Origin of the sequence: Anaerobutyricum hallii DSM 3353 (assembly GCF_000173975.1) — a bacterium.
In the GTDB taxonomy this organism is placed as follows: Bacteria; Bacillota; Clostridia; order Lachnospirales; family Lachnospiraceae; genus Anaerobutyricum; species Anaerobutyricum hallii.
Genome location: NZ_ACEP01000064.1, coordinates 182,836 through 194,898, shown reverse-complemented (window position 1 = coordinate 194,898; position 12,063 = coordinate 182,836). Strand labels below are relative to the sequence as shown.

The following is a 12,063-nucleotide window of genomic DNA, read 5'->3' as shown; positions in this document are numbered from 1 at the left end:
ATAGAGTTGCGTCAAGCATTTTTTGAAGATTTTTTTGTTTTCTAAGAAAGTACTAGATATTGTATTTTTTCTGTATTTTTATCATTCACGCCACATATCTGGCTTATTAAATTGTTATTTTTTTATCAAAATAAATAACCCCCAGAAGATTTAAGTCTTCCAGGGTTATTCTATAATGGCATATATTTTTTATTTTTATCTTGAAAATTCACAGGACTTCGCAGTTACACTCTTAATCTTATGACCGCTGGAGTAACCACAGGCTCTTAACCCTAACTGCACTACCTGATTCCAGCTTTTGCCGGAAAGTTCAATAATCGTATCATCATCGAATTCAATCACACAGGCGTCTTTGACTTCACATTCCGGTCCACACGCAATCTTATACATGTTCTTTCGACTTAATGCACCGATTTCTTCCAGAATATTAATCATGCGGTATACTGTAGCTGTTCCGATTCCAGAATCCTTCATAGATGCTTTATAGTAAATTTCTTTGCAACTGGAGCAGTCTTCATTCAAAATCACATCTAAAAGCATCTTTCTCTGTCTGGTAATCCGACAGCCACGCTCTTTTAACTTTTGCAATATTATCTCTTTCTGCATCTGTGTTCTGTGAATTCCCACATCATTAATCGGAAGATTCTGATTAGCTTTTTGCAGCATATCCACACTTCTTTCTTTTATCTAATCTAATCGCAACTATTCGGAATAGTTATACTTAATCTCTGTTAGAAGGAGTGTCACAAGGGGCAGAGCAATGTCCCGCACAATGTGAGCAGCTTCCTCCGCATTGAATTGACTTTCCGCTTTTCTTATCTTTTACCATGCTTCGAATAATAAGGGAAACGATTAAAACAAGGATAAGTCCCACAATTATTGTTCCCATCTCATACACTTCCCTTCTATATAAAATATCAATTATCGTAAACTATTGATCATCTGTTCAGAATCACAAATCATAATTCTGAACAGATATATAATCTTTTTAATTATTTTGCCTTTGCTACGCTTTTTACATTAACATTTAATGTATTACTTTCTTTATAAGGTCTGAACAGAAGGTAGATAAATCCGATGATAAGTACAAATGCTACTACTGTACCAATTCCGAATGTACCTGCTGTGATTAATGTACCAACCTGATAAATGCAAAGACCTACTACATAAGCAAGTAAGCACTGGTATCCAATTGCAAAGAAGAACCATTTAATGTTGTTCATCTCTCTCTTGATAGCACCCATAGCTGCGAAACATGGCGCACAAAGTAAGTTGAACACTAAGAAAGAGTAAGCTGCTACTGCTGGTAAGCTGTTAGCAAGCTGTCCCCAGAATTCGCTACCATCTTCTGCAACTTCTGCAAATCCGAAGAGAATACCGAATGTACCTACTACGTTCTCTTTTGCGATTAATCCAGTAACGGCTGCTACTGCCATCTTCCAGTCTCCCCATCCAAGAGGTGCAAAGATTGGAGCGATTACATTACCGATAGTTGCTAAAATACTGTCATTTAACTGTTCTGCCTCAAGCATTCCAAAGTTTCCGTCAACCCATCCAAAGTTCATAAGGAACCATAAGATGATTGTAGATAAAAGAATGATTGTTCCTGCTTTTTTGATGAAAGACCATGCTCTTTCCCACATACTTCTTAATACGTTAGAAACAGTTGGCATATGATAAGCTGGAAGTTCCATAACGAACGGTGCAGGCTCTCCTGCAAACATTTTTGTTTTCTTTAAAATAATACCAGAGCAAATGATTGCTGCAATACCAACAAAATATGCGCTTGGTGCAACCCACCATGCTCCGTTGAAAAGCGCACCTGCGATTAATGCGATAATCGGAAGTTTTGCTCCACAAGGAATGAAAGTGGTTGTCATAATTGTCATTTTTCGATCGCGGTCATTCTCAATTGTTCTGGATGCCATAACACCAGGAACACCACATCCTGTACCAATTAACATTGGGATGAAAGATTTACCAGAAAGACCAAACTTACGGAAAATTCTATCCATAATGAATGCAACTCTGGCCATGTAACCACAAGACTCTAAGAATGCAAGGAAAATAAATAATACGAGCATCTGAGGTACGAAACCAAGTACAGCACCAACACCAGCAACAATACCATCAAGAATTAATCCAGATAACCAGTCTGCACATCCAACAGCATTTAAAGCACCTTCTACAATGCTAGGAACACTAGGGATGAAAAGAGACTTAATACCAAAGAGATGCCATCCGTCACCAAATACTCCATCATTTGCCCAGGTCGTTGCCCAGTCACCTACCGTAGATACGGATACATAATAAACAATGAACATAACAACCGCAAAAATTGGAAGTGCAAGCCAGCGGTTTGTTACGATACGGTCAATCTTATCAGATGTTGTAAGCTTCTTAGCTCCATTCTTCTTGCAGCTATCTGCTACTACGGAAGAAATGTATACATATCTTTCGTTAGTAATGATACTTTCTGTATCATCATCGAATGCATCTTCAAGAGCTTTAATCTCATTAGAAACATCTGGAACTGTATTTAACTGTTCTACAATCTTATCATCTCTTTCAAGAAGCTTGATTGCGAAGAAACGTTTCTGTTCTTCTGGAACCTGAGAACCCAACATTACCTTTACAGCATCAATTGCATCTTCTACCTTCTTATCAAAGCTATGTACAACTTCTGCAGACTTCTTAGACTGTGCTAATGCAACTGCCTTTTCTGCTGCCTTCTTGATTCCAGTACCTTTTAATGCGGAAATCTCAACAACTTCACACCCAAGGTCTTTACCAAGTTTTGCAATGTCAATCTTCTCTCCAGATTTCTCTAAGAGGTCCATCATGTTGATTGCCATGATTACTGGAATACCAAGTTCCATAATCTGTGTGGATAAGTAAAGGTTACGCTCGATGTTCGTACCATCTACAATGTTGATGATTGCATCTGGTCTTTCTCCAATGAGATAATTTCTTGCAACTACCTCCTCTAATGTATATGGAGAAAGGGAATAGATACCTGGTAAATCCATGATGACAACATCTTTATGTCCCTTTAACTTTCCTTCCTTTTTCTCTACAGTAACACCCGGCCAGTTACCAACAAACTGGTTAGAACCTGTCAGGGCATTAAATAATGTCGTTTTACCGCAGTTTGGGTTACCTGCTAACGCAATTTTTACTGACATTTTTTTCTCCTTTTCCTCAAATTTCAAACTTACTAATGTTTTAAAAAAACAACTAAAGTTTATTATTGCTTATCTTTAGATGTCATTACTAACATTAACGCGCAACTGCTAATATATATTAGCAAGTACTAACTAAAAGAGTAAAAAAAATTGATTATTCTACCTCAATCATCTCTGCATCTGCTCTTCTAAGAGACAACTCGTAACCTCTTACTGTTACCTCTACAGGATCACCAAGAGGAGCAACCTTTCTTACATAAACTTCAACACCTTTTGTGATTCCCATGTCCATAATACGACGTTTCACAGGACCGGCACCAGAAAGCTTCTTCACTGTTACTGTCTGACCAACAGCGACTTCTTTTAATGTTTTCATGTCTTTATTCTCCCTTTTTATTCATACTTATTCATCGGAACAAAAAACTTGCTTTAAACAAGGATTTTATTAGCCATATCTTTTCCAATAGCAACTCTGGAATCTTTGACATTCACAATGAGACTGCCATTGATTTCTGATATTACGGTCACCAGACCACCAACAACGAAGCCAAGGTTTTCAAGAAACTTTTTCGTTTCTGACTTTCCTCCTACCTTTTTAATGACGTTTGGTTCTCCTGCTTTCACCATAGACAGTGGCATATTATCATCTCCTTTTCTAAAGCAAATTTTCCGACAGTGTATCTGATAATCACCTAGTACATCTGTATGAATTTCTTTTCTACGAAAGTTAGTATACCCTAATTATAATTAGAAGTCAATGCATTTATTGAGAAATATTTTCAATAACTAACTCTTATTTCATATGCCTATCAATAACCCCCTACATTTTTGTTCAACTTTTATAAAAAGGCAATAAAATCCACTATTGACTTTACCAAAAGTAAACATAGATATTTTTCTGCTTTCCGGTTTGGAATAACAAAACGAACAAAAAGTCTCTTACTTTCTGAAGATTATAATTATAATTTATTTTCTTGAATTTTGTTTATTGAAAATTTGGGGAATTAGTTGGAGAGGGATTTGCAGATGAACGCTCGAAAAATATGTTGGAAAGATTAAAGAAACTATATTTGTGACCTCGGAGCAAGGTTTAGATACGAGCGCATAAGCAAGTATTCAAACTGCCGCGACTAAAGTCACAAATATAGTTTCTTTTATTCCCGGAGGGTGCCTGCCTTGCCTGCAGCAACTCAGAATTTCTTCTTCCTCCTCATCGTGATTTTCTGCGTAAACAATTCCTTCCAAATCGCTGGATGGAATAAAATAAGTAACGGGAATAATTCCAGTCTTCCTGCAAGCATATCAAAAATAATAACAAGCTTGGAAAAATCACTGAAGAATCCAAAGTTACAGTCCGGACCAACCATACTAAGCCCCGGACCAATATTGTTGATTGTCGCTGCTATAGCAGTAAAGTTCGTTACAAGATCATGGCCTTCAAATGAAATGGCTATGACTGAAGCGACAAAAATAATCATAAAGGTAATAAAATATACATTAATGGAGCGTACTACTTCATGCTCTATTGGTTTGTCATCCATTTTAATCTTCTTTACACTCTTTGGATGGATGTAGGAATTGAGTTCCTTAATCATTGTCTTTACCATAACAATAAAACGAGATACTTTTATTCCTCCACCAGTACTTCCTGCACAGGCTCCCACAAACATCAAAAGGACAAGAATTGCCCGGCAAGTCTGCGACCAAGCATCAAAATTGACGGTTGCATATCCTGTTGTTGTAATGATAGAACCCACTTGGAATGCGGCATGACGAAGTGCATCAAAAAACTGCATATTTCCTCCGACTAAACTACCGGTAATAATTGCTGTTGCCACGAAAATAATAGCAAAGTATGCGCGTACTTCCTCCATTTGAAGTGCTTTTTTGAACTTTCTAAATAAAATCAAATAATAAGCGTTGAAGTTTACTCCAAATAAAATCATAAATATAGTGACAATCCACTGCTGCAGTGCCGTATAACTGGCAAGACTGTCTCCCTTTATACCAAAGCCACCGGTACCTGCCGTTCCAAACGACAGAGTAATCGCATCAAATGCAGGCATCCTGCTGATAAGAAGAAGCACAATCTCTACAATTGTCATTCCAAAATAAATAATATAGAGAATCTGTGCAGTGTATTTAATCTTTGGCACAAGCTTTCCTACAGATGGTCCCGGACTTTCTGCACGCATTAAGTTAATATGAGAACCTCCACTTAACGGAATAACCGCAAGAAGGAATACCAGTACTCCCATACCGCCAATCCAGTGAGTAAAGCTTCTCCAGAATAAAGCACAATGAGAAAGTGCTTCCACATCTGCTAAAATACTTGAACCGGTTGTCGTAAAACCAGAAACTGTCTCAAATAAAGCATCGATCAAAGATGGAATTTCTCCAGAAATCCAGAATGGCAGTGCACCAAAAAAACTTAAAAATATCCAGCTTAAAGCCGTTGCTACACAGCCCTCTTTTAAATAAAACACATGACTTTTGGGTTTCTTTATCGTCATCAATGTACCAAATGCCATAGATACCGCTGCCACTAAAAGATAGGCAAAACCTGTCTGCTCCCGGTAGAGCACAGCAACAATACAAGGAAGAAGCATTAACACTGCTTCCATCTTCAATACATATCCTAATACAAAACGAATAATCGAACTGTTCATATTGTCCTCCGTACTTATGCCAAAATATCTCTTAAGTCATTAAAGCCTGTATGTGTGGTTACGACCATAACCGTATCCCCTACCTGAATGGAATCCTGACCATTTGGAAGAATAATCGCACCATTTCGATTGATAAAACAAAAAAGCAAATCTTTCTTCAGCGCTAAATCTTTTAACGGAATATTTGTTACGGCAGATTCTTCATACACTCTGAATTCAATCGCCTCAACACGATGGTCAAACATATGGTACAGAGTTTCAATATTACTGTCAAGAGAAGCTTGTCTCGCACGTACATAAGCAATAATTGCCTCTGATGTAATATATCTTGGATAAATCACGCTTCCTAAATCAAGCTTTGCAATAACATCCTTAAAATTAATACGATTAATCTTTGTAATTACTTTTGCCTTGGAAACTTGTCTTGTATGCAATGTTAAAAGAATATTCTCTTCATCAATTCCGGTAAGTGGAACAAAAGACTCTACATAAGGAAGTCCCTCTTCCCTTAATAATTCCTGATCGGTTCCATCACCGTTGATAATAATTGCTTTTGGAAGAAGAATGGATAATTCCTCACACCGCTCCTTATTGCTCTCTATAATCTTTACATCAATTCCAACATCTAAAAGGTTCTTTGCAAGATAATACGCTGCCTTACCTCCGCCGATAATCATCGTATTCTTTACCTGCTTTGTCTCAAATCCGATATGAGAAAGGAATTCTCTTGCAATTTTGCGGGAAGCAACAACAGAAATAACATCTCCCTGCTGTAATATAAAATCACCAGAAGGAATATGTACTTCTCCATCTCTCTCTACACCGCATACAAGAATATTCGTTTCTATCTTTCCACGGAGCTCTGCTATCTGAAGCCCATCTAATATATTTCCTGCAGGAATTGCAAACTTAATCAATTCCGCCTGACCGTGTGCAAAAGAGTTAACTTCTAACGCAGATGGAAGGAATAAAATCCTTGCTGCCTCTCTCGCTGCTTCAAGCTCTGGATTAATAATCATCGCAAGACCTAACTTTTCTCGAAGGTATCCCGCCTCTTTGCTGTAATCCGGGGTGCGGACTCTGGCAATCGCTGCACAGTCACCAACCTGTTTTGCTACTGTACAACAAAGAAGGTTCAGCTCATCCGATTCTGTCACAGAGATGATAAGATCCGTATCTTCAATTCCTGCATCCATCTGCACGCTGTAACTGGCACCATTCCCTACGATACCCATAATGTCGTATATATTCGCGATTTCCTGTACTTTTTTCGCATTCTTGTCAATAATGATAATGTCATGTCCCTCTTTACTAAGCTGTTCTACTAGCGTTGTTCCAACCTTACCACAGCCTACAATGATAATCTTTAATCCCTTTTTCGCCGGTTTGCTCTTTCCGGGATTCATAAAACTAAACATACTTTTTCCTCCTGTACTTTCGCTGAGTCCAAAAATAATTCTCTCTCAACTATAAGCCCTATCATTATAGCAGATATTGGTGATTTGTAAATAGACATTATCGACAACTCTATTCAATTATCTAAATGCTGCTGTCTTAACCAGATTTTCATCATTATACGCTGCGGAAGAAGCTTTGCCGCTACATGGGATATCTTCGTAAAAAGACTGTAAATAGAAATATCTTTGCCCTTTTTCGCATCTTTTAAAGCTTTTTTTGCCACCTTATCTGGAGTTACCATACCCACATAGCGAGTTGTTGCCTTCCTTGCTCCAATTTCTGCTCTCTTATAAAGGTCTGTTTTTATCCAGCCAGGACAAACTGCAGTAACATAAATACCCTTTTCCTTCAATTCCACATTTAACGCTCTAGAATAATTTCTGACAAAGGACTTTGTTGAACTATAGATATTCTGGTACGGAAGTGGCTGAAATGATGCCTGCGAAGCAATATTAATAAGATGGCTGCCCTTTTTCATATAAGGAATGCAGACAAGTCCCATCGCCACAACTGCATCAATGTTCACATGAATCATATTTAAAGATTCCTCAATACTTAAATCTCCATAAGAACAAAATTTTGCAAAGCCTGCATTATTAATCAGATAAGAAATCTCTAATTTCCGCCGCTGCGCCTCCTGCTTTAGTTCTTCTTCAAAACATTGTATCTGACGAACACTCGATAAATCAAAGGAATATATTTTTACTTTTTTACCAAACTTCTCTTTCAGACGCCCAAGCTTTTTCTCATTTCTTGCTAATGCCCATATCTCGTCTATATTTTTTTCTTTTAATAAAAGACGGACAAATTCACGTCCAAGTCCGCCAGTTGCTCCGGTAACAATGGCAATTCTTTTGACTTTCATAGCATCCATTTCCCCCTTAAACAATGTTTACTCAAATACTTTTTCACAAAACAAATTTACTATATTAACTTTACTTTTAGAAATTCCTTTTTCTTTATCGGTATAATGTCCTGCCTATAAAAATGTATTTCTGCCTTTTTAATTATTCGTACAGTTTGCTGCATCAATTGCAAGAACAAGCATCAGCCCCATCAGTTCATCCTTTGGATCAAGGAAATCAATCACATAAGTATCTCCCCAATGTAAAGGTTCCTTTGTAATATGTATAACCGCACTACAGGCTTCATATACATCATAATTCCAGGAAAGGAAATCTCCTTCCACATGCCAGCCATTATAATCAAGTTCATACTGAGGGTGAAAAAAGGTAAACTTCTTTTTTATAATACCGCAGGAATGCCCGCCTATCATCACTTCAAACTCCGGCAAAAAGGTAAGAACCTTCTCCTTAATCAGCCCAACCTCATGTCCATTCATATCATATACATGCAGGCGATGCCCCAACGATAAAAATTCCGCTTGTACAAAATATTTCTTATTCTCATATTCATCGTATATATCAAAGGTATCTGACCAGGAAAATACTCTTTGTTTGATTAAAAATTTCATAAACAAGCACCTCCGCTTCTTTTATTATATTCTTGTTTTATTATATCACGTTGTTTTTTTGTTGCCTACTACACAAGTAGTATAAAGTATTTTTATTCTACAAAAATTTATCTCTGAAAATATTCTATAAATCTCTTATCTTCATGTTCACATATCGCCGTATTCATTATAAATATTACAAGTCACATAACAATAAAAAAGCCATTCTGCAGGACAACAGTTTTTCTGTTATCGGACAAAATGGCTTTTTCACTTCTTATTATTTATCTATTTGGCATATGTAATTGAATAATAAGCTAACTAACGGGAAATATGAAATGCTCCCTTTCCCGGATAAACAGCGGCATTGCCTAACTGTTCTTCGATTCTTAATAACTGGTTGTATTTTGCAACACGTTCGCTTCGGCTTGGTGCACCTGTCTTAATCTGACAGGTATTTAAAGCTACTGCCAAATCTGCGATTGTTGTATCTTCTGTCTCACCAGAACGATGAGAAGTTACAGCAGTATATCCTGCATTATGAGCCATCTTGATAGCTTCAAGAGTCTCAGATACGGAACCAATTTGGTTTAACTTGATAAGAATGGAGTTACCACACCCACGCTTGATTCCCTTAGAAAGTCTCTCTGTGTTTGTAACAAATAAATCATCACCGACTAACTGTACTGTATCTCCAAGTTCTTTTGTAAGCTGCTGCCAGCCTTCCCAGTCTTCTTCATCCAATCCATCTTCGATAGAATAGATTGGATATTTCTCGCAAAGCTGTTTCCAATGCTCAATTAACTCTGCAGATGTAAACTTTCTTCCGCTCTTTGGAAGGAGATATTCTCCTTTTGTAGCACTCTTCCACTCACTAGAAGCGGCATCCATTGCTAATACAAAGTCTTCTCCTGGTTTATAACCAGCTTTTTCTACTGCTTCAAGAATACACTCGATGGCTTCTTCATCACTTCCGAGGTCTGGTGCAAATCCACCTTCATCACCAACAGAAGTTGCTAATCCTCTTTCTTTTAAAAGTGCTGCTAATGCGTGGAACACTTCAGTACACCAGCGAAGTCCCTCTTTGAAGCTTGGTGCTCCTGCCGGCATAATCATGAATTCCTGTACGTCTACAGTGTTTGCGGCATGAGCACCACCATTTAAAATATTCATCATTGGTACAGGAAGTCTGTTTCCATTCACTCCGCCGAGTAAACGATATAATGGAATCTGTAATGCAGTGGCAGCTGCACGAACTGCTGCAATAGAAACCGCTAAAATAGCATTTGCTCCAAGATTAGATTTATCTTTTGTGCCATCTGCCGCAAGCATTGCACCGTCTACTGCATAAATATCGGATGCATCAATCCCCTTTAATGCTTCATTGATTGTTGTATTAATATTTCCTACAGCTTTAGAAACTCCTTTGCCTCCAAATCTGTCTTTATTTCCATCTCTAAGCTCCAATGCTTCGAACTCTCCAGTAGAAGCACCACTCGGGGCTGCTCCACGCCCAACAGTCCCGTCTGCTAAATATACTTCTGCCTCAACTGTTGGATTTCCTCTGGAATCAATAATCTCTCTGCCTACTACTTTTTCAATTTCTAAATGTAACATCTTTTACGTCAATCCTTTCCCATGGATCTCCCTCGTCCCGGCTCAATGGGACGAAAAGAGCATCACATGAATTATCTCACATTTTAGTTAGGGATTACTAACTGACGTAAGAATATCATAACCATCTAGGAAAAGTCAACATTTTTATATGAGAATTATTCTCACATGAAAAATACTAAATTATGTTTGAAAACACTTTATATAATTTTATAAAATAGCGCATTCGGCCACAAATATGGTCTGTTTTCTCTTTTTGAGGGCGTCTCCCCCTTGCCTGTGAATCAAATTACTTCATGATTCAGCCATTGCCGGCTTCTAAAGCGAATCGTAAAGATTATATTTCGAACACCCCAGTCCACAAACATACCAATCCATACCGCCATCGGACCCATATGATAGGCTCTTGCAAGGAAAATAACAAGGCTTACTCTGCAAAACCACATACATAGCACAGAAACTGTCATAGAAAACTTTACATCCCCTGCCGCACGTAATCCATATGCCGGAATAAATGCCATGATCCAGATAAGCGGCTTTACAATACTAATCCACGTTACCATGTAGATGCATAACTTTGCGCTTTCCGGTTCCATTCCTCCAAAGTAGGTAATTGGCCGTACCAGAAGATAAAAAATCAGACAGGATACCGCCAGAGTTATTTCTGCAATAATACAAAATTTCTTTATATAATAGACGGCTTCTTCCTTTCTTCCCGCTCCTAATGTTTCTCCTACAACAGTCATCAGTCCAATACCGATACCTATAGCAAGAATACCATTTAAGTTCTCGATAACATTCGTCATTCCCTGTGCTGCAATCGCCGCCGTTCCCATCAGTGAAACGGTAGACTGAATTGCCAGCTTCCCAAACTGAAACATGCTGTTTTCAATTCCCGAAGGAATTCCAATATTTAAAATCTTCTTAATCTCTCTCCAGTTTGGACGAATCGAAAAATAATTTCTGAATGGAATTTCCAGGGATGGGTTTCTAAGTTTCCACAATACGATACTCATACTAAAAAAACGAGAACCGGCTGTCGCAATCGCGGAACCGGCAACGCCCCAATGAAATACCCACACAAAAATTACATCTAAAAATGCATTCAAAAAGTTAGATACAATGGAAATCTGCATCGGAAACTTACTATTATTCTGTGCCCGCAAAATGCATGCCCCATCGTTATAAAGTGCGATAAACGGATATGATAGCACAGAGTAAAAGAAATATTGTTTTGCGCCTGCCATAACATCCTTTTCTACTTTTCCAAAAATCAGATTTAAAATCTGCTGATTAAATACAAGACAGATTGCTCCGATTATCAGAGATAACATCAGAGTTACAAATACAAGCTGCCTTGCCGCTTCCTTCGCATGATCTTTACTTTTACATCCAAGATAATGTGAGCAGACAACTGTTCCGCCGGAAGCGAGCGCAAAAAACGCCTGTACAATCAATATATTAATAGAGTCAACCAGAGATACCGCAGAAATCGCTGCGGAACCAAGATTGCTGACAACTAATGTATCAATCGTTCCCATAAAAGAGTTCAAAAGCTGGTCTAACGCCAATGGAATGAGCAGTGCCGCTAACTTTTTGTTACTATATAGCCTTTCGGGCACCTGTTTTTTTTGTTTTATTAATTCTGTCATTTATGTGATATTCCTTTATTATTTCCTTGCAT

Annotated in this window: 11 protein-coding genes; all 11 read right to left on the bottom strand. The window is 37.9% G+C overall.

Going from position 1 to position 12,063, the window contains the following annotated elements:
• Nucleotides 1-195 precede the first annotated feature (195 nt).
• The 11 genes from EUBHAL_RS06450 to EUBHAL_RS06400 all read right to left on the bottom strand — a co-directional run bounded on the left by EUBHAL_RS06450 (nucleotide 196) and on the right by EUBHAL_RS06400 (nucleotide 12,031).
• Nucleotides 196-666: a transcriptional repressor gene (locus EUBHAL_RS06450; protein ID WP_005346721.1), complete on the bottom strand. Its 471-nt coding sequence runs from the start codon at nucleotides 664-666 to the stop codon at nucleotides 196-198.
• Nucleotides 667-721: 55 nt separating this feature from the next.
• A complete protein-coding gene (locus EUBHAL_RS06445) occupies nucleotides 722-889 on the bottom strand; it encodes a FeoB-associated Cys-rich membrane protein (protein ID WP_005346720.1) in 168 nt (55 codons plus the stop codon).
• Between the two features lie 103 nt (nucleotides 890-992).
• Nucleotides 993-3,185 carry a ferrous iron transport protein B gene (gene feoB, locus EUBHAL_RS06440; RefSeq protein WP_022169346.1) on the bottom strand — a complete coding sequence of 731 codons (2,193 nt, stop codon included), beginning with the start codon at nucleotides 3,183-3,185 and terminating at the stop codon, nucleotides 993-995.
• Between the two features lie 154 nt (nucleotides 3,186-3,339).
• Nucleotides 3,340-3,561 (bottom strand): FeoA family protein, encoded by a 222-nt coding sequence (locus EUBHAL_RS06435; RefSeq protein WP_005346713.1) that lies wholly within the window; start codon nucleotides 3,559-3,561, stop codon nucleotides 3,340-3,342.
• A 53-nt stretch (nucleotides 3,562-3,614) separates the two neighbouring features.
• Nucleotides 3,615-3,824: a FeoA family protein gene (locus EUBHAL_RS06430; RefSeq protein WP_005346709.1), complete on the bottom strand. Its 210-nt coding sequence runs from the start codon at nucleotides 3,822-3,824 to the stop codon at nucleotides 3,615-3,617.
• Between the two features lie 551 nt (nucleotides 3,825-4,375).
• Nucleotides 4,376-5,854: a TrkH family potassium uptake protein gene (locus EUBHAL_RS06425; RefSeq protein WP_005346706.1), complete on the bottom strand. Its 1,479-nt coding sequence runs from the start codon at nucleotides 5,852-5,854 to the stop codon at nucleotides 4,376-4,378.
• 14 nt (nucleotides 5,855-5,868) lie between these two features.
• On the bottom strand, nucleotides 5,869-7,272 hold the full coding sequence (gene trkA / locus EUBHAL_RS06420; RefSeq protein ID WP_005346704.1) for a Trk system potassium transporter TrkA: 1,404 nt from the start codon (nucleotides 7,270-7,272) through the stop codon (nucleotides 5,869-5,871).
• A 113-nt stretch (nucleotides 7,273-7,385) separates the two neighbouring features.
• Nucleotides 7,386-8,177 carry an SDR family NAD(P)-dependent oxidoreductase gene (locus EUBHAL_RS06415; protein ID WP_044922226.1) on the bottom strand — a complete coding sequence of 264 codons (792 nt, stop codon included), beginning with the start codon at nucleotides 8,175-8,177 and terminating at the stop codon, nucleotides 7,386-7,388.
• 138 nt (nucleotides 8,178-8,315) lie between these two features.
• Complete coding sequence (locus EUBHAL_RS06410) at nucleotides 8,316-8,786, bottom strand: LURP-one-related/scramblase family protein (protein ID WP_005346698.1); 471 nt, start codon at nucleotides 8,784-8,786, stop codon at nucleotides 8,316-8,318.
• 300 nt (nucleotides 8,787-9,086) lie between these two features.
• A complete protein-coding gene (eno, locus tag EUBHAL_RS06405; protein WP_005346694.1) occupies nucleotides 9,087-10,382 on the bottom strand; it encodes a phosphopyruvate hydratase in 1,296 nt (431 codons plus the stop codon).
• Between the two features lie 281 nt (nucleotides 10,383-10,663).
• On the bottom strand, nucleotides 10,664-12,031 hold the full coding sequence (locus tag EUBHAL_RS06400; protein WP_005346691.1) for an MATE family efflux transporter: 1,368 nt from the start codon (nucleotides 12,029-12,031) through the stop codon (nucleotides 10,664-10,666).
• Nucleotides 12,032-12,063: the final 32 nt, after the last annotated feature.

Coding starts and splice junctions, on each gene's coding strand:
- EUBHAL_RS06400 (WP_005346691.1), bottom strand. CDS start 12,031: ATGACAGAATTAATAAAACAAAAAAAACAGGTGCCCGAAAGGCTATAT.
- feoB (WP_022169346.1), bottom strand. CDS start 3,185: ATGTCAGTAAAAATTGCGTTAGCAGGTAACCCAAACTGCGGTAAAACG.
- EUBHAL_RS06425 (WP_005346706.1), bottom strand. CDS start 5,854: ATGAACAGTTCGATTATTCGTTTTGTATTAGGATATGTATTGAAGATG.
- EUBHAL_RS06430 (WP_005346709.1), bottom strand. CDS start 3,824: ATGCCACTGTCTATGGTGAAAGCAGGAGAACCAAACGTCATTAAAAAG.
- EUBHAL_RS06435 (WP_005346713.1), bottom strand. CDS start 3,561: ATGAAAACATTAAAAGAAGTCGCTGTTGGTCAGACAGTAACAGTGAAG.
- trkA (WP_005346704.1), bottom strand. CDS start 7,272: ATGTTTAGTTTTATGAATCCCGGAAAGAGCAAACCGGCGAAAAAGGGA.
- EUBHAL_RS06415 (WP_044922226.1), bottom strand. CDS start 8,177: ATGAAAGTCAAAAGAATTGCCATTGTTACCGGAGCAACTGGCGGACTT.
- EUBHAL_RS06450 (WP_005346721.1), bottom strand. CDS start 666: ATGCTGCAAAAAGCTAATCAGAATCTTCCGATTAATGATGTGGGAATT.
- eno (WP_005346694.1), bottom strand. CDS start 10,382: ATGTTACATTTAGAAATTGAAAAAGTAGTAGGCAGAGAGATTATTGAT.
- EUBHAL_RS06410 (WP_005346698.1), bottom strand. CDS start 8,786: ATGAAATTTTTAATCAAACAAAGAGTATTTTCCTGGTCAGATACCTTT.
- EUBHAL_RS06445 (WP_005346720.1), bottom strand. CDS start 889: ATGGGAACAATAATTGTGGGACTTATCCTTGTTTTAATCGTTTCCCTT.